General features: G+C 47.0%; 18 protein-coding genes. 4 read left to right on the top strand and 14 right to left on the bottom strand.

The genetic code is table 11. The features are described 5' to 3' along the window. Window positions 1-21: 21 nt before the first annotated feature. The gene (locus GBH70_RS04140; protein ID WP_172967455.1) at window positions 22-366 is read right to left on the bottom strand and encodes a hypothetical protein; all 345 of its coding nucleotides are present in this window, start codon (window positions 364-366) and stop codon (window positions 22-24) included. A gap of 149 nt (window positions 367-515) precedes the next feature. Here GBH70_RS04140 and GBH70_RS04135 point away from each other — a divergent pair, with 149 nt between their 5' ends. Then, complete coding sequence (locus GBH70_RS04135) at window positions 516-1,094, top strand: 5' nucleotidase, NT5C type (RefSeq protein WP_151679843.1); 579 nt, start codon at window positions 516-518, stop codon at window positions 1,092-1,094. 48 nt (window positions 1,095-1,142) lie between these two features. Here GBH70_RS04135 and GBH70_RS04130 read toward each other — a convergent pair whose 3' ends face one another. From GBH70_RS04130 to GBH70_RS04120, 3 genes are read right to left on the bottom strand one after another with little or no spacing between them, the layout of a single operon-like run. Then, on the bottom strand, window positions 1,143-1,574 hold the full coding sequence (locus tag GBH70_RS04130; protein ID WP_151679842.1) for a Fur family transcriptional regulator: 432 nt from the start codon (window positions 1,572-1,574) through the stop codon (window positions 1,143-1,145). A gap of 5 nt (window positions 1,575-1,579) precedes the next feature. Next, window positions 1,580-2,437 (bottom strand): metal ABC transporter permease, encoded by an 858-nt coding sequence (locus tag GBH70_RS04125; RefSeq protein WP_151679841.1) that lies wholly within the window; start codon window positions 2,435-2,437, stop codon window positions 1,580-1,582. Window positions 2,438-2,450: 13 nt separating this feature from the next. Next, window positions 2,451-3,209, bottom strand: coding sequence for a metal ABC transporter ATP-binding protein (locus tag GBH70_RS04120; protein WP_151679840.1), 759 nt, complete (start codon window positions 3,207-3,209; stop codon window positions 2,451-2,453). A 128-nt stretch (window positions 3,210-3,337) separates the two neighbouring features. Here GBH70_RS04120 and GBH70_RS04115 point away from each other — a divergent pair, with 128 nt between their 5' ends. Further along, window positions 3,338-3,592 carry a DUF2624 domain-containing protein gene (locus GBH70_RS04115; protein WP_151679839.1) on the top strand — a complete coding sequence of 85 codons (255 nt, stop codon included), beginning with the start codon at window positions 3,338-3,340 and terminating at the stop codon, window positions 3,590-3,592. A 173-nt stretch (window positions 3,593-3,765) separates the two neighbouring features. Here the strand turns inward: GBH70_RS04115 and GBH70_RS04110 are convergent, their stop codons facing one another. From GBH70_RS04110 to GBH70_RS04100, 3 genes are all read right to left on the bottom strand, one after another. Then, window positions 3,766-5,178, bottom strand: a complete 1,413-nt coding sequence (locus GBH70_RS04110) for a C40 family peptidase (protein ID WP_151679838.1) — start codon at window positions 5,176-5,178, stop codon at window positions 3,766-3,768. A gap of 204 nt (window positions 5,179-5,382) precedes the next feature. Then, window positions 5,383-6,282, bottom strand: a complete 900-nt coding sequence (locus GBH70_RS04105) for a deoxyribonuclease IV (RefSeq protein ID WP_151679837.1) — start codon at window positions 6,280-6,282, stop codon at window positions 5,383-5,385. A 16-nt stretch (window positions 6,283-6,298) separates the two neighbouring features. Beyond that, complete coding sequence (locus GBH70_RS04100; RefSeq protein WP_151679836.1) at window positions 6,299-7,609, bottom strand: DEAD/DEAH box helicase; 1,311 nt, start codon at window positions 7,607-7,609, stop codon at window positions 6,299-6,301. A 179-nt stretch (window positions 7,610-7,788) separates the two neighbouring features. On the opposite strand from GBH70_RS04100, the gene vrrA reads away from it, so the two are divergent. Both vrrA and GBH70_RS04090 read left to right on the top strand, forming a co-directional pair. Next, window positions 7,789-8,430 carry a VrrA/YqfQ family protein gene (gene vrrA / locus GBH70_RS04095; protein ID WP_151679835.1) on the top strand — a complete coding sequence of 214 codons (642 nt, stop codon included), beginning with the start codon at window positions 7,789-7,791 and terminating at the stop codon, window positions 8,428-8,430. Between the two features lie 164 nt (window positions 8,431-8,594). Continuing rightward, the gene (locus tag GBH70_RS04090) at window positions 8,595-9,560 is read left to right on the top strand and encodes a 4-hydroxy-3-methylbut-2-enyl diphosphate reductase (protein WP_151679834.1); all 966 of its coding nucleotides are present in this window, start codon (window positions 8,595-8,597) and stop codon (window positions 9,558-9,560) included. 42 nt (window positions 9,561-9,602) lie between these two features. Here GBH70_RS04090 and GBH70_RS04085 read toward each other — a convergent pair whose 3' ends face one another. The 7 genes from GBH70_RS04085 to GBH70_RS04055 all read right to left on the bottom strand — a co-directional run bounded on the left by GBH70_RS04085 (window position 9,603) and on the right by GBH70_RS04055 (window position 16,279). After that, a complete protein-coding gene (locus GBH70_RS04085; protein WP_151679833.1) occupies window positions 9,603-10,721 on the bottom strand; it encodes a Nif3-like dinuclear metal center hexameric protein in 1,119 nt (372 codons plus the stop codon). After that, complete coding sequence (locus GBH70_RS04080; RefSeq protein ID WP_151679832.1) at window positions 10,718-11,416, bottom strand: tRNA (adenine(22)-N(1))-methyltransferase; 699 nt, start codon at window positions 11,414-11,416, stop codon at window positions 10,718-10,720. The genes GBH70_RS04085 and GBH70_RS04080 overlap by 4 nt, the downstream gene beginning before the upstream one ends. 85 nt (window positions 11,417-11,501) lie before the next feature. Continuing rightward, a complete protein-coding gene (cccA, locus tag GBH70_RS04075; RefSeq protein ID WP_151679831.1) occupies window positions 11,502-11,873 on the bottom strand; it encodes a cytochrome c550 in 372 nt (123 codons plus the stop codon). A 234-nt stretch (window positions 11,874-12,107) separates the two neighbouring features. Continuing rightward, complete coding sequence (locus GBH70_RS04070; protein WP_253693447.1) at window positions 12,108-12,689, bottom strand: hypothetical protein; 582 nt, start codon at window positions 12,687-12,689, stop codon at window positions 12,108-12,110. A gap of 126 nt (window positions 12,690-12,815) precedes the next feature. Next, on the bottom strand, window positions 12,816-13,952 hold the full coding sequence (gene rpoD / locus GBH70_RS04065; RefSeq protein ID WP_151679830.1) for an RNA polymerase sigma factor RpoD: 1,137 nt from the start codon (window positions 13,950-13,952) through the stop codon (window positions 12,816-12,818). Window positions 13,953-14,025: 73 nt separating this feature from the next. Then, window positions 14,026-15,837, bottom strand: coding sequence for a DNA primase (gene dnaG, locus GBH70_RS04060; RefSeq protein ID WP_151679829.1), 1,812 nt, complete (start codon window positions 15,835-15,837; stop codon window positions 14,026-14,028). Next, on the bottom strand, window positions 15,803-16,279 hold the full coding sequence (locus tag GBH70_RS04055) for a YaiI/YqxD family protein (RefSeq protein WP_172968271.1): 477 nt from the start codon (window positions 16,277-16,279) through the stop codon (window positions 15,803-15,805). Before GBH70_RS04055 ends, dnaG begins: the two co-directional genes overlap by 35 nt. Window positions 16,280-16,540 lie beyond the last annotated feature (261 nt).

Here is a 16,540-nt window from a genome sequence, read left to right as displayed (position 1 = left end):
TTCTTTATGCTGCTATCCAATTTAAAAGAAAGGAAATACAAACAGCCCGAGGATAAGGGATACCGCCCCGATCCCAATGGCCCATGCACCGGTCGTGCCGGCACCTTTGCCGCGGGCGATCAGCCCGAGCACAATGGCCGAAGCGCCCAGCAAAACCGGGAGAAAAAACAGTGAAAGCACAGCGAGAAAGAGCGAAGCCCAACCGTAAAACCGGGAAACCATTCCGTCTTCCGACACCGGCTCCTCCCTCCTGTTTGTATACGCAGGCGCCGAAAGCTCGGCAGCCGTTTCTTCACGATAATCGTGCCCGGCCGTGCCGGAATCGCTTTTCGTCGAAGCCTGTTGCATACGGTCTTCCCTGTCCACGCGCATCCCTCGCTTTCCATGAATAGAAGCACCATTATTTTGCACGCCGGATATCTTTCCATGCTGCCAATTTCCGTTAAAACTTGCTCCATTCCCCTTTTTGCGGGTTTGTGCTACACTGTTAATACTGAAGCAAAGGAGAGGCACCAATGAAAGGGAAAAAACGTTTCGGAATTGATATTGACGGGACTGTAACAAGTCCGGAATCGCTCGTCCCGTTTATCAATGAAGCTTTTCATATTCATTTAAAATATGAAGATTTGACGAAGTATGAAATCACAGATGTAGTCGACATACCGCCGGAAACATTTAACAGGTGGTTCATCCAATCCGAACCGGCCATCTATGAAAAATCGCCGATTGCTGAAGGGGCAAAAGAAGTACTAACCAAATGGGCAGACAGATTTGAGCTATATTTTATCAGTGCGCGTGCATCCCATTTGCTTAAAGTTACCAAAAACTGGTTTTCAAGACAGCAACTGAAATACCACCATATTGAACTGATCGGCACACACCATAAAGTGGAAACGGCCAAAAAATATGATATCGATGTCTTTCTGGAAGACAAGCATGATAACGCGGCCGCGATCGCCGAAGAACTCGGCATCCCCGTCCTTCTGTTCGACACCCCGTATAACCGGGATCCCGTCCCGAAAAATGTATACCGGGTTAAAAATTGGAAGGAAGCCGATGAATGGATCCGCCGCTGGGCCGGAACAACCGGGTAAGCCGTGCGCCTGTAAAAAAACCCTGCTGGGAAAATACAGCAGGGTTTTTTACATGTGCCCTTTCCCATGCGCCATGCATTCCGGGCAGGTGCCGTACACTTCGAATTTATGGCCGGAAATGGCGCAGCCTTCCAGCCCGCTGTGGATCGTCAGCATCGGGCAGTCCGGGATTTCCTTCGTCTTTCCGCACGCCAAACAAATGAAATGGTGGTGATGATGGTCCGTCGAGCATTTGAAACGGAAATGTTTTTCACCCGACAGCTCCGTCACTTCAAGAATCCCGAGTTCCGCAAACAGAGACAAATTCCGGTAAATCGTATCAAAACTCAAGCCCGGGTAATCACTTTTCATCCATTCCAGCACATCTTTCGCCGTTAAATATTTATTTCTTTTGGAAAGCAGGTCAAGCATTTTTTCACGTTTCCCCGTATGTTTATAGCCGTTATCCTTCAATATTTCAATTGCCTCTTCTAAAAGCACTTGACTCACACCTTCTTTTTGCTGAAGCGGATACCGGTCCGAAAACGTTTGATATAGATTGCCATAAGCAAAATAAGGATCGAAATCAGTACAATCGTTCCGCCAGGCGGCAGGTCGAGGTAAAAGGCGCTAACCAGCCCCCCCATCACGGAAATCTCACCGAATAAGACGGAAAACAAAATCGTCTGCTTAAAGCCGCGGCTGATGCGGATGCTTGCGGCGACCGGCAGCGTAATGAGCGCCGAAACGAGCATGATCCCGACAATTCTCATTGCTGCAGATATCACCAATGCAATTAGCACCATAAAAACCAAATGGATCGTTTTCGCCGGAATACCGGAAACTTTGGCGTATTCTTCATCGAAAGAGAGCAAAAATAATTCTTTATACAACAAAATAATAACAGCCGCCACCGCAATACTGATTGCCAATATCAGCCAAAGATCTGTCCGGCTCACCGCACTGACGCTACCGAACAAATAGTTCATTAAATCAACATTATACCCGCCGGCAAGCGAGATAAAAATCAGCCCGATGCCGATCCCGCCGGACATGATGATCGGGATGGCGAGATCCTGGTAATAGCGGTACACGACCCGCAAACGTTCGATCAAAACGGAACCGAGTACGGAAAAACCTGTCCCGATATAAAGCGGATTGAGTCCCGATAATACCGGGAGTTTACTGCTTAAAAACAGGCTGACAGCGATCCCTGACAATGTGACATGGCTGAGCGCGTCCGCAATGAGCGACAAGCGGCGCACGACGATAAAACTCCCGATCAGCGGCGCAATGATGCCGATCATGATGCCGGTAAGAAACGTATTTTGCAAAAATTGATAATGTAAAAGCGCTGTGATCATGCTTTACTCCTTCTCATCCATGTTCATGCGACAAAAGCCGGATATCATGGTGATACCATGAGGACAGTTTCTTATCATCCAGCTTTTCAAACGCTTCCCTGTCGCCGTGGAAATACAAGTGTTTGTTCAGGCAGGCGACATGCGTCACCCTATTTGAAATGGCTCCGATATCGTGGGTAACCAGTATAAGCGTGATCCCAAGCTGTTTATTCAGCCGTTCCAGCATTTCATAAAAAGACTGGACATGGCGCTGGTCAACCCCTACTGTCGGCTCATCCAAAATCAGGATCTCCGGTTTGCTGGCGATTGCCCTTGCGATAAATACACGCTGCTGCTGCCCCCCGCTCAGTTCACCGATATTTTGATGCACATACCCTTCCATCCCAACCGAGCGGATCGCGTCCAATACTTCTTTTTTCGCTTCATTGCCTAAAAAGCGAAACAGTCCCGTTTTTTTCGTCAGCCCGCTTGCCACCACCTCAAAGACGGTCGCAGGATATCCTGTGTTGAACGAGTTTGCTTTTTGCGAAACGAACCCGATCCGGCTCCAATCTTTAAATTTGTTAATTGGCGTGCCGAACAGACGGATTTCCCCTTCCAGCGGCTTTAACAGCCCGAGGATCAGCTTCAACAGCGTCGATTTTCCGGAACCGTTCGGGCCGACGATGCCGAGAAATGCTGCCCTCGGAATCTTCAAATCAATTTGTTCCAGTACATTTCTCCGGTCATACCGGAAAGAAACGCCGGAAACTTCAACAATATAGTCGTTCATAAACAGTCTCCCTCAATCAGAATCATTCCGATTTAAACATTATACACTTGCCACGCCCGATTGTAAAGGCGACAAAGGAACATTTTCCATAAAGGTGCATATACATGAAGCAGGGAGTGTGATGCGCAGTGAAGCTCATTCAAAATATGGTCAATTATAAGGTAAATATGATTACCGGTGAAGAATTATTTAAATATGCCCGGCAGTTTAAAGTGAAAATCAGCCGCGAAGATGCGGAAAAAATTGCGGATTATTTACGCGGAAAGCAGCTGGATATTTTTGAAGACCAGGCCCGCAGCAAAGCCCTGAAAGACATTGCAAAAATCACCAGCCCGGAAACAGCGCGGGAAATCAACCGGGTTTTTGTACTGTTTACGAAATAGTGTGCAACCGTAATCCGGCATTGCAAATGAGCGCAAAATACGTTTGCCCAACAGGTTTCCCACCCCGGAACGTTTTGTGTCAACGGGCCACTTTTTCCGCAGGAGCCCTACAAAACGCACCGATTGGGCCGGATAAAAAACCGGCTTGGAACCCCAAACCGGTTTTTTATCCATTATTCTACTACTCTTCTGACAACGCCGTTAAAGACGCTCTTCCAATAGCCATTGCTCAAACTGTCAACGGAAACGCCGTGGGAACTGTTGTCATCCAAAAATTGCCCGTTTCCGAGATAAATGCCGACATGGCCGTTCGTTTTGTACGTGTCAAAGAAGATCAAGTCTCCCCGTTTCATTTGTGACGGGCTGACTGCACGGCCCAAACCGACGAGCGTATCCGTCGTCGCACCCGCACCGCCTAAATTGACACCAGCCTGCAAATATGCCCAGTGCACAAAAGATGAGCAGTCAAAACGGCGGTTTGCAATATCGGATGCGTTCCTCCCGCCGCCAAATTTATACGGCGAATGCCAGATCAAAGAAGAACCTGCACTGATTGCTTTTTCAATAATTTCCGATGCGCTCTTCGATGTGCTTCCGCTCGACACCGATGTGTTGCCGGATGAAGGGGAAGAACTTGCCCCCACATTTGAACTTAAACCGGAGCCGGAGCTTGAACTTGCCTGGCTGTCCGATCCTGAATTTGTTTTTGCCTTATGCGTATTTGCGCTTGACTTGCTGCCTGAGCCGGATCCGTTTTGTGATGCGGATGCATCATTCGATTGGACGCTTGACGCCGTTGCGGTTTCCGAAGCGGAAGAAGCTTTTGCGGTGGACTGTTCTTTTTCAAGTTCTGCAAGGGCGGCTTTTTCTTGGGCACTTAAAGAAGCAGCCTTGTATTTCAGCTTGGAAATTTCATCCGCAATGGCCTGTTTTTGGTCATCCAGTGCGGCTTCCATGCTTTTCTGGTCTGCCAGCTCGTATTTATTTGCTTCTTTCAGCTCCTGCAAATCGGCCAAATCGGACTGAATTTTAGCTAGTTTTGCCTGCACTTCATCTTTTGACGCTTTTAATTCTTTTTTGTCTTTTTCCTGGGCCTCGAGGATGGACCGGTCAGCGTTGACAAAAGTTGTAACAGCTGCTGCACGGCTGATGAGGTCGCTTAAACTTTTCGATTCGAGAATGACATCCAAATAGCTGACAGAACCGCCGTTTTGCTGTATATCGCGCGCGCGCTCCGCAAGCACCTGGTTACGTTCTTCAATTCTTTTTTGCGTTTCCTTAATTTTCGTGTTCAGTTCGGCCACTTGGGCTTTTGTATTTTGCACTTCCTGGTTTTTTTCAGTGATTTTCCGGTTGGTTTCACTGATTTTACTGGAAATTTTTTTCATGTCATCCTGAAGCTGCTTCTGGTCCGCCAAAATTTTGGCGATTTCATTCTGCTTGCTGGAAATGCTCGATTGGACAAGCGATTCTTGGCTTTTGATACTTTTCGTAGTGCTTTCGGCAAATGCTTTGCTAAAAGGAACAAAAGTACTGCCGGCCCCGATGAAAGCCGCGGCCGTAATCGACAAAAACTTCTTACTCACTTTAACTCCTCCATAGCTATGTATCGTAATCTATCAATCTCGTAATTTACAATTATGTTAAATACCAGTTTTGTTGTTCTTTTTTATATTTAAATTATAGCATCAAAGTTCGACAAAAAGATTACAGTTTCTTTTCATTTTGCAAAAGCATGTCTGAATTTCCAAAAAAATGAAAAAAGCCTGCCGCATAAAGCGGTCAGGCCGTCAGACGGGCTGCTGCATAATTTTCATTAATAAATCTTCATCAAACTGCCGGTTTCTCAGCATTTCAATTTCATATTTGTACGGCGGTTTCCGGTTCTTTTTATCTTCGCCGACATACGGGGTTTCCAAAATTTTCGGGATGTCCTCAAGCTGCGGGTGGTGCACGATATAGTCGAGGGCTTCAAATCCGATATGACCAAAACCGATATTTTCGTGCCTGTCTTTCCGTGCGCCCGCTTCATTTTTGCTGTCATTGACATGCAAAACTTTGAGGCGGCCGATCCCGATGATGCGGTCAAACTCATCCAGCACATCATCGAACCGGTGCTTTATATCATAACCGGCATCATGCGTATGGCAGGTGTCGAAACAAACCGAAAGCTTGTCATTAAATTTGACACCGTCGATGATTTTCGCCAATTCTTCAAACGTCCTTCCGCATTCGGAACCTTTGCCGGCCATCGTTTCCAGCGCAATTTGGACATTTTGGCCCGGTGTGAGCACTTCATTTAAACCTTCAATGATTTTCCGGATGCCTTTTTCCGGCCCCTCACCGACATGGGCGCCCGGGTGGAGGACGATTTGCTTCGCCCCGATCGCTTCCGTCCGTTCGATCTCCGAATTCAAAAAATTGATGCCGAGCTCAAAAGTGGCAGGGTTGGCCGCATTCCCGATATTGATAATATAAGGCGCATGGACGACAATTTCTTTGATGCCGTGCTCTTTCATGTGGGCAAGGCCGGCTTCGATATTTAAGTCTTCGATTTTCTTTCTTCTCGTGTTCTGCGGCGCACCGGTATAAATCATAAAGGTGTTGGCGCCATATGATGCCGCTTCTTCGCTTGCCGCAAGCAGCATTTTTTTGCCGCTCATGGAAACGTGTGAACCGATTTTTAACATCAATGTTTCTCCCCTTTTATTTGCGTTTTTGCATTTTTCTTTGGCGTTTTTTGATTGTCTCGATTTGCCGCTCGATTTTCTTTTTATACCCCGGCTTCACTTTTTTCGGCCTGCCAATTGCCCTTCTCGCCGCTATTTCCATTTCATCTGCCTGCCTTACGCGTTTTTTGCGGCGGTTCCGGTCGTGCCGTTCCACCCATTCCCCGTTTCTCAAGTCGCGGTTTTCAAAAACGATGCCCAATTTTTCAAGTTGTGTAAGGGCATATTCATCAGAAGGCTCGTAGATGGTCGCGCAAATGCCCGAAAGGTTCGCACGTGCAGTCCTGCCGGCTCGGTGGATGTAAAACGTCAAGTCTTTCGGCAGCTCATAGTTGACGACATGGCTGACGCCTTCAATGTCAATGCCTCTCGCCGCCAAATCGGTAGCGACAATATACTGGAAATCAAGGTTTTTAATTTGCTTCATCGTCTTTGCCCTTTCCCGCGGCGTCAAATTCCCGTGGATGCGGGCAGTTTTCATCCCTTTTTCCGCCAGTCGGCCCGATATCTCGTCCACCATCACTTTTGTATTGGCAAACACAATCGCTAAATAAGGATTAAACGCTTTAAGTACATCATACAATACATCGATTTTCTCCCGCGAGCGTTTTGGTATTAAAATATGCTCGATTTTTTCCGCAGAAATTTGCTTCGGCTGCACCTGCTCGAATTTCGGGTTTTCCATATACTTTTTCAAAAACGGCTTTAATTTTTCCGGAATCGTGGCCGAGAATACGAGCATTTGCAGCTCTTTCGGTATCCGTCCGGCAATTTGGTCGACATCTGCAATAAAGCCCATATCAAGCATGATATCCGCTTCATCGACGACCAAAATTTTTGCAGTATGGACAAATAGGGCCTGTTCTTTCACAAGATCATAGATTCTTCCAGGCGTTCCAACAACGATCTGCGGCTGTTTTTTCAGCTTTCCAATATCGCGCTGCTTGTCCGTTCCGCCGATAAAAAGCCGCGCTGTAATGCCGCCTGTTTCATCCCATTTTAAAATATCCAGGACTTCATGATAGATCTGGCTTGCCAGTTCCCTAGTCGGCGCCGTAATGACCGACTGCACTTCATGAAGGCTTGGATCTGTTTTCTGCAAAACCGGCAGCACATAGGCATGCGTTTTGCCCGTGCCGGTTTGTGACTGGCCGATCGCGCTTTCCCCTTTTAGCACGAGCGGGATCATTTTTTTCTGGATTTCCGTCGGTTCAAGAAATCCCTTATTTTCTACAGCCGTTTCGATAAAAGGCTTAAAACCAAAATCTTTCCAATTCGTATTGATCATGTTTCCACTCCTTATCTCACACGCCTAGGAACGTCTTGTTATTATAATCGACATTCGAAAAAAACGCTACTTTCCGGCAAAGATGCTGCCAAGAAACTTTTCTGCATTCCAGACGTTTCCGCCTGCCCTGCATATTGTATAAATGAACGGCGTTAAAGAACAGAAAGGGGGATAAAACAATGCCGCCAAGAAATATGCCGTTTTTCGGGCCACCAAACCAGGGGCTGGGTCGTCCGATTGGCGGAATGCAAAGGAACCCATTTACGTTGAACCGCCCCGGTATGCTTAGGCCTTTCGGTGCCGGTTTTGGGCATAATCCGGTATTCCGCGCCGGGGGCGGACCCGCCTTCCAGGGCCGCGGCGGGCTCTTATCAAGGTTGTTCCAGCGCGGCGGGCAAAATGCAGCCATGAATCCGGCAAACGCCTTCCAAAGAGGAGCCGCCGGGGGAGGCGGATCGCTGCTGAAGTCGATTGCAAATCCGAATTCGATCAGTTCATTTTTAAACAATACACAAAATGTCATTAAAACGGCGCAGCAGGTCGGGCCGATGATCCAACAGTACGGCCCGCTGATTAAAAATTTGCCTGCCATGTGGAAAATGTACCGCGGATTAAAAAATGCGCCGGTTAATGAAGCAGGGGCAGAGGAATCAAGCGGGCAAAACAAAAAACGCACTTCTCCAAGCACCGCCGGCAAAACGGGGCGCGTCACAAAAAGCGCAGACCGCACATCCGCAAGCAGCTCCAGGAAGAAAAAGGAAAAGAAAAAAGAAGAAAACATCCAGGAAAAAGGCGCTTCCGTACCTAAATTATTTATTTAAAAAACAGGACCGTTTGTACCCCGGTACAGGCGGTTTTTTTGCATGATAAGCCTTATGCCCCATTTTGTATTCTGCCTTAAATTCCGATATAATACAATTGTGTTAGAATACAATTTTAAGTCCGGACTTCATATGTTTCCGGAATATTTACTAGGAGGATCGCAATGGAGGTTATTAAAATTTCCCCCCGAGGCTACTGCTACGGCGTTGTCGACGCGATGGTCATCGCCCGCAATGCCGCTTTAGATAAAACATTGCCGCGCCCCATCTACATACTCGGCATGATTGTCCACAACCAGCATGTGACGGACGCCTTTAAAGAAGATGGAATCATCACCCTGGACGGAAAAAACCGGAAAGAAATTTTGGAGAAGATCAATGAAGGCACTGTCATTTTTACCGCGCACGGCGTATCCCCCGAAGTGCGCGAACTCGCCAGGAAAAAAGGGCTGACTGCAATCGATGCCACGTGCCCGGACGTAACGAAAACGCATGACCTGATCCGTGAAAAGGAAAAAGAAGGCTATGATGTCATTTATATCGGTAAAAAGGGGCATCCCGAGCCTGAGGGGGCGGTCGGGGTTGCCCCGGGGATCGTCCACTTGGTTGAGACAAAAGAAGATGTGGAAGCACTCAACATCCGGAATGATAAAATCATCGTGACGAACCAAACGACGATGAGCCAATGGGATGTGGCGGACATCATGGATCTCGTCCAAGAAAAATACCCAACTGCCGAAAAATATAACGAAATTTGCCACGCAACGCAAATTCGCCAGAAAGCCGTTGCGGAACAGGCAAAAGAAGCGGATCTTCTGCTTGTTGTCGGCGACCCGAGAAGCAATAATTCGAACCGCCTGGCGCAAGTATCGGAAGAAATCGCGCATACGAAAGCATACCGCATTGCCGATGTGGAAGAAATCAAACTGGAATGGCTGGACGGCGTCAGCAAAGTAGCCGTAACCGCGGGTGCTTCGACTCCAACGCCGATCGTCCGTGAAGTCATTGCGTTTCTCGAGCAATATGACCCGGAGGATGAATCGACATGGATGCGCGAGCGGAAAGTGCCGTTAAGCAAAATTTTGCCGAAAGTAAAAAATCCCCATCCTACACTGTCCAAAAAAGCATAAATCTTGATGTGGCGGGTTCCCATGGTCACCCGCCGCTTATTTTTACAGAAACCTGAACGGATCCGTATTTACTTTGGACTCAATAAATCGGACATCAAGCCCTTTTTCCCCGCATGCTTTCTGCAAATAATTCGCAACGCCTTTTTTCATCACTTTTTCGACGTTGTGTCCGGGATCAATAACGTTCAGTCCCATCGCCAAAGCATCATGGGCATTATGGTAATAAAAATCCCCGGTTACGAAAACATCGGCGCCTGCCCTTTTGGCCCGCGAAAAATATTTATTGCCGTCACCGCCCAACACTGCCACTTTTTTCACTTTATCTTCCAAGTTTCCAACCACGCGCAAAGCTTTGACATCGAGCGCTTTTTTTACATGTTCGGCAAATTCCCAAAGTGCCATTTCCTTTTCCAGTTCGCCGATCCTGCCGAGTCCGAGCTTTGTGCCTTCATTTTCAACAGGATAAATGTCATAAGCGACCTCCTCATACGGATGCGTACGGAACATCGCCTGCAGCACCTGTTTTTCAATCGAAGCCGTGTATATCGTCTCCACCCTTACTTCTTCAGTTTCTTCAAGTTCCCCAACTTTTCCAAGAAAAGGGTTCGTGCCTTCCCCAGGCAAAAACCGGCCGGTACCGCGGACGGAGAAGGAGCAGTGGCTGTATGCCCCGATGGCACCGGCACCTGCATTTCCGATCGCCGTCCTGACTTTTTCCTCGTGAGATACCGGCACATATACAACCAGTTTCCTCAGCTTGTCTTCATATGTAGGCGATAAAATTTCCGTGCTACAGAGGCCGAGCGCTTCCGCCAGCAAATCATTCACCCCGCCGGGCGCCACATCCAGATTCGTATGGGCCGCATAGACGGCAATTCCGTGGCGGATGCATTTTTCAACCAGCCTGCCCTGCGGGGTATCGGTAGCAACATTTTTCAGCGGCCGGTAAATCGTCGGATGATGGGCTATAATGAGCTGCACATCATTTTCAATCGCTTCATCCACAACGTCTTCAATCACATCAAGCGCGACCAGCACATTTTTTACTGGCCGGTTTAATTGCCCGATCTGAAGGCCGACCGGATCTCCTTCCATCGCATATTTTTTCGGTGCAAACTGTTCAAACAGTTGAATCACTTCGTGTCCGTTGGCGTTTTTCATTTTAAAACCTCCTCTGCCAGAGCAATCAAATGCCTGTAATGGCTTTTCTTCTCTTCAAGCTCCGGGCTTGGTTCGGCTTCTGACATTTTCCTGAGAATATGCTGCCATTTTCTTTTTTCGGACTGCCATTTTTTCCGGAATGCCGCGTTGTTTTCTTTTATCAAAATAGGCCCCATCATGAGTTCTGCTTCAGTCAGATTTTGGGGGCGGGCTTCGGCATCTGCTGCGAGTATTTCATAAATTTTCCCGTCTTCTTCAAGAATCCTTTCACCTATAATTACCCATCCGTTTTCCACGCACCATTTCCGGACAAACAATGATCCGACATTTGGCTGGAGAATCAGCCTTTTTGTTCCAGTAAGTTTTTCTTTTCCCCGTTCCAGTATGGAAGCGATCAAAGCACCGCCCATTCCGGCTATCGTGATGCATTCAGCTTCGCCCGGGGAAAGGACATCCAAACCGTCGCCTTTTCTCACACTGATTTTTCCGGCAAGGCCCAATTGTTCCACTTGCCGGCGCGCGGAACGGTACGGCCCGTCCGCGACTTCGCCCGCAACCGCCTCCCTGGCAATCCCATGTTTTACACAATAGCAAGGGAGATAAGCATGGTCGGAACCGATATCGGCAATTTTCGTGCCATTCGGTATAAAAGCAGCCACTGCCCCAAGCCTTTTCGAAAGTTTTTCGCTGTTCATTTCTTCACCACTTTATACAGGATACTTCTATTGTAGCCACTTTTTGCCATAAAAAAAAGGGCACTGTTTGGCGCCCGCATTTCGTTTATTTTAACTTCGATACCCAATCCGCCATTTCATCGATATGGTCCGCTTCAACAAGCCCTGCCGGCATACCGCCGCTTGTGCCGTTTTTCAGCACATCCTTAATTTTATCTTTGGACAATTTCTTGCCAACCCCATGCAGATTCGGCCCAACCGCTCCCTGCAGATTGTTCCCGTGGCAAGTCGCGCATGTTTTTTTGGCGAAACTTTCCGGGTCAAATTTTCCCGAATCAGCTGTCTGCGTTTGTTTAGGGCTTTCCTTTTCCTTCGCAACTTGTTTTGCATCGCCTATCCCCTTGATGGAAAAGAAAAAGACAAGTGCCAACCCGAATACCATGATCAGCAAATATGGTATGACAGGATTCTTTTTCATTGCGCTCCCCCTTTATTTTACCGCTTTTTCAGCGTGCGTACATTATTTATCTCTTTTATTTTAACTGAAAATTTTTAATAAAGAAAGCCCTAACAACGTTTTTATACGTGAATGGATTTTGGTTGAATGCGCTTACATTTTGTATTATAATAAAAATGATGAAGAATTCAATAAAAATTCACAATTCCAAATCAACAAAGCCGGAAACCGAAAGTTCCAAATTTAAAATATATTCTATATTAGGATAGAAAATACCAAAATGGCAGTCCCAAGAATTCCCGAAACGGTAAAAAACAGCAGTTTGTAGGATTTTCCGACAACAAGCCACAGGGCGCAGTTGGCAAAAAGCAGCAAATACAAGGAATGGCGCTGATTTCCAAATAACTTTTCATTCACGAGCACACTGAGCATCAGCAAAATAAACGCAGCGCCAATAAAGAAAAGTGAAAAAAAGAATTCTTTATTAGCATAACGAATTCCTACAATAAGTAAAAATCCGACAAAAGCTGTCAAAATCACCGTTTGCAAAATAAAATGTAATTCAGTAAAATAAATGACAAATACAGCTATTCCGGCTAAAGCTAAAATGAAAACGGAAAACACCGCGAGCTTTAGGGCAGGCTTTTTCCTGCCGCCGGCATTTTGTTTTTCGCCGGTTCCGCCTTCCGTGCCGCCATTGTAAAGAGCAAGCAGGAAATCGCAATATTCTTGTGGAATCATATGGTTTTCTTTCCACATTTTAATTTCGTTGATGATAATATTTTTCTTAGTATCATCCATATACAGCACATCCCAAATGATATATTCGATAGGCATTCGGATAATCCTTTTTTTGCACGAAAAAGGTTTACTTCCTTACCGGAGTAAATAAAGAATAAGGCGCTTGGCTGAAAAGGTTATGCACAAGCGCCATGCTATCTTGATGTGCGGAAGCGGGGCATATTATTCCAGGAAGTCTTTCAGCCGCTTGCTCCTGCTCGGATGGCGCAGTTTCCGGAGCGCTTTTGCCTCGATTTGGCGAATCCGTTCCCTTGTGACACCGAATACTTTGCCGACTTCTTCAAGCGTACGTGTACGTCCGTCGTCAAGGCCGAAGCGCAGGCGGAGCACATTTTCTTCCCTGTCGGTTAACGTGTCGAGTACATCTTCGAGCTGCTCTTTCAGAAGTTCATAGGCAGCATGGTCTGAAGGGGAAGTGGCTTCCTGGTCTTCGATAAAATCGCCTAAATGCGAATCGTCTTCTTCACCGATCGGTGTTTCAAGTGAGACCGGTTCCTGGGCAATTTTAATGATTTCCCTTACCTTATCCGGGGATATATCCATTTCTTCGGCAATTTCTTCCGGCGTCGGTTCCCTGCCCAGATCCTGGAGCAGCGAACGCTGTACACGGATTAATTTATTGATTGTTTCGACCATATGGACAGGGATGCGGATTGTCCTTGCCTGGTCGGCAATGGCGCGCGTGATGGCCTGGCGGATCCACCATGTAGCATACGTGCTGAATTTATAGCCTTTCCGGTAGTCGAATTTTTCAACCGCTTTGATCAGGCCCATGTTTCCTTCCTGAATCAGGTCAAGGAATTGCATGCCGCGGCCCACATACCTTTTTGCAATGCTGACAACAAGACGCAAGTTTGCTTCCGCAAGCCGGCGTTTCGCTTCTTCGTCGCCGTTTTCGATTCTTTTGGCCAGTTCAATTTCTTCATCTGCGGAAAGAAGGTCGACACGCCCGATTTCTTTTAAATACATGCGGACCGGATCATTGATTTTCACACCCGGGGGAACGCTCAGATCATTCAGGTCAAATTCTTCATCGTTTTCTTTTTCCAAATCAAGATGTGAAGGCGCAGCCTCATCATCGCCGGGATCGTCCATAAGATCGATACCTTGTTCGGTAAGCGATTCATAAAATTCATCCATTTGGTCGGATGTCAAATCAAAGTTGCCAAGCTTCTCGGAAATGGTATCATAGGTAAGAAACCCGCGTTTTTTTCCGCGTTCAACGAGTTGCTCCTTCGCTTTTTCCAATGTAGACTCACTTTCTTCTAATGCTTTGGAACGTGCTGACTTTTCAGCCATATGTTCCCCTCCTTCCAACAATTTCACTCACAATGGTCCAACTGCAGCTTAATCTATTGTGTAAAGCAGAGATTTATGTGATTGACTTCCGCAATGCCAAAATTTCATTTGCCAATTGCAGTGCCTTTTGAAAATCGTTTTGCCGTTCAGCATCTTTTTGCGCCCTTTGTTTTTCTTTAATAAGCAGCAATTTTTGATGTTTTAGCACATACTGCACATAGTCTTCCAACTCGGCTTCCGATAGCTCCTCGTTGACTGTCATCATTTCGATTTCGGCCACAATCCTTTGCAGCTTTGTATCGGGCAAGTAAGAAAGAAAAGCGCTGGCGTCAGGCGGATTCCCTTCTTCATACCAGCCGAGCAGGTAAGTGAAAATCGCCTGGTGCTCATCCACGTAAAAAGTATTACCGTGGAGAAGGTCTTTTACTTTATAGGCGGTCTCCCCGTCTTTCAACATATGTGCCAGTAATCTTCTTTCAGCGGTTATATTGGCGGGAAGCAACGGGCTTTCAGGGCCAGGCGCCGTCTGCAATCCGAGTCCGGTACCATTCCGGCTAGCCCGTTTTCCGGACCAGCGTATACGGAATTGCCGCTCCTGCTCTTTCAGGGCATCCAAAGATAATGAAAACTCTTCGGACAGTTGGCGTAAATAAAGATCTTTCTCAACGGCATTTTCCAATTTTGAAATTTCCTTTATTACTTCTTCTATATACGCCAGCTTTTCTCCTTCATTTTGGAGATTTTTATTCAGGCGGAAATAATTCATTTTGAAAGCCATAAACGTCAGGCTGGCCCCTATTACATCCCGACGGAATTTCTCGCCGCCGTTTTGGTTTATGTAGTCATCAGGGTCCAGTCCTTCAGGCATTTGCGCAACCCGCACTTCACATCCGTTTTCGCTCAGCATCCTGCCGGCCCGGAAAGCAGCTGTAATCCCAGCCTGGTCAGAGTCATAACAAATGACAACATTGTCCGTCAGCCTTTTGATGATTTGGACATGTTCCGGCGTAATGGAAGTGCCCATTGTTGCAATGCCGTTTTGGACGCCTGCTTTGTCTGCGGATATGACATCCGCATAACCTTCAAAAATCACCGCCTGCTGCTTTTTCCGGATTGGTCCCCTTGCCTGGTGCAGGTTGAAAAGAAGCGTGCTTTTGTTAAAAAGGGGCGTTTCAGGGCTGTTCAAATATTTCGGCTGCTCGCCCTTCCGTACCGCTCTTCCTGCAAACGCTATAATCCTTCCTTTTATGTCAATAATTGGGAACATGATCCGATCCCTGAACCGGTCGAAATATTTACCGTCCCGCTCATTTCGGATGATCAGGCCGCCCTTTTCCATGACAGGAAGTGAATATCCCCGCTTATGGAGCATTTTCGCAGCGAAATCCCAGGCCGGAAGCGCATATCCGATCCCGAACTTTTCAAGGCTTTCATCCGTAAAACCGCGCCCCCGCAAATATTCAAGCGCCGGCTGTCCCTCTTTTGTATGGAGGAGCAAATGATGGTATAATTTTTGCAACAATTCGTGCGCTTCCATTATCTGCGACAGCTCCGGATCGATGCTTTTCGACACTTCCGTCTGCAGCCCTATATCCAGTTCAATATGCAATTTTCGCGCAAGCTTCACTGCCGCTTCCTGGAAAGTGATGCCTTCGATATCCATAAGAAAAGTAAAAACATTGCCGCCAGCGCCGCATCCAAAACAATGGAAAATCTGCTTATCGGGCGAAACGGAAAAAGACGGGGTGTTCTCACCGTGGAACGGGCACAGCCCGAAATAGTTACGTCCCTGTTTTTTTAGCTGGACATATTCGCTGACCACATCCACGATATCCGCAGACTGGCGTATTTCATTGATTTTCTCGTTCGGAATTATTCCTGCCACGAAAACATCCCTTCTGCTCCATTTTTGAAAGCATTTCAGCCAGGGCACGGGCAAAATGTTCCCGGTCTTCGGCTGTAAAGCGTTTCGTACCCTTTCCGTACCTGCCCCGACTCCTTTCTTTTGCCGCCAGATAGCGGAGATCAAGCGCCGGGCCGATCGAGCTTTCCGTGTAAATCGTGCCCCTCGGCGTCAGCGCAGATGCCCCTTTCGGCAAAACGAGGCTCGCCAGGCCGATATCCTGCGTAACGACAATATCGCCGGTTTCCGCATGGTTTGCGATATAAATGTCGGCTGATTCCCGGTGCGGGTCGACGTACACCCAATGGCCTTCCTCAGGATCTGCCATCCGGTTTTTGTACGAAGCAACAAAAACAACAGCCGCCCCGTATTCCCGGGCAACAGAAACAATTTCCCCCTTTACCGGACAGGCATCGGCATCCACAAGTACGGTAGCGCCTTTTATCCTAAATATTCTACATCACTCCACAGAATCCTGCTTTATTTGCGTTTCTTCCCATAATTTTTTTCAAAATTGGGCTTGACATTTGCTAATAAATAGTTTATTCCTTTACCGCCCACTCTAAACCTCATTTAAATACATTTTTATCACAATTTTTTATTATAGTATACTTGCTTCATTTTGACTATATATAAATACTGAAAAAAGGAAAGAAATATGCCTGGTTTTCTGCAATGCAACGAA

It is taken from the genome of Weizmannia acidilactici, assembly GCF_008974225.1.
Taxonomy (GTDB): Bacteria; Bacillota; Bacilli; order Bacillales; family Bacillaceae_C; genus Weizmannia; species Weizmannia acidilactici.
Note: the sequence above shows the minus strand (reverse complement) of the source record. Positions and strands in the feature narration are given on the sequence as shown.

What these genes read in the sequence shown, in the direction of transcription:
- GBH70_RS04135 (WP_151679843.1), top strand. Translation starts at nt 516, where the DNA reads ATGAAAGGGAAAAAACGTTTCGGAATTGATATTGACGGGACTGTAACA.
- GBH70_RS04125 (WP_151679841.1), bottom strand. Translation starts at nt 2,437, where the DNA reads ATGATCACAGCGCTTTTACATTATCAATTTTTGCAAAATACGTTTCTT.
- GBH70_RS04120 (WP_151679840.1), bottom strand. Translation starts at nt 3,209, where the DNA reads ATGAACGACTATATTGTTGAAGTTTCCGGCGTTTCTTTCCGGTATGAC.
- GBH70_RS04105 (WP_151679837.1), bottom strand. Translation starts at nt 6,282, where the DNA reads ATGTTAAAAATCGGTTCACACGTTTCCATGAGCGGCAAAAAAATGCTG.
- GBH70_RS04100 (WP_151679836.1), bottom strand. Translation starts at nt 7,609, where the DNA reads ATGATCAATACGAATTGGAAAGATTTTGGTTTTAAGCCTTTTATCGAA.
- vrrA (WP_151679835.1), top strand. Translation starts at nt 7,789, where the DNA reads ATGCCGCCAAGAAATATGCCGTTTTTCGGGCCACCAAACCAGGGGCTG.
- GBH70_RS04090 (WP_151679834.1), top strand. Translation starts at nt 8,595, where the DNA reads ATGGAGGTTATTAAAATTTCCCCCCGAGGCTACTGCTACGGCGTTGTC.
- GBH70_RS04085 (WP_151679833.1), bottom strand. Translation starts at nt 10,721, where the DNA reads ATGAAAAACGCCAACGGACACGAAGTGATTCAACTGTTTGAACAGTTT.
- GBH70_RS04080 (WP_151679832.1), bottom strand. Translation starts at nt 11,416, where the DNA reads ATGAACAGCGAAAAACTTTCGAAAAGGCTTGGGGCAGTGGCTGCTTTT.
- cccA (WP_151679831.1), bottom strand. Translation starts at nt 11,873, where the DNA reads ATGAAAAAGAATCCTGTCATACCATATTTGCTGATCATGGTATTCGGG.
- GBH70_RS04070 (WP_253693447.1), bottom strand. Translation starts at nt 12,689, where the DNA reads ATGCCTATCGAATATATCATTTGGGATGTGCTGTATATGGATGATACT.
- rpoD (WP_151679830.1), bottom strand. Translation starts at nt 13,952, where the DNA reads ATGGCTGAAAAGTCAGCACGTTCCAAAGCATTAGAAGAAAGTGAGTCT.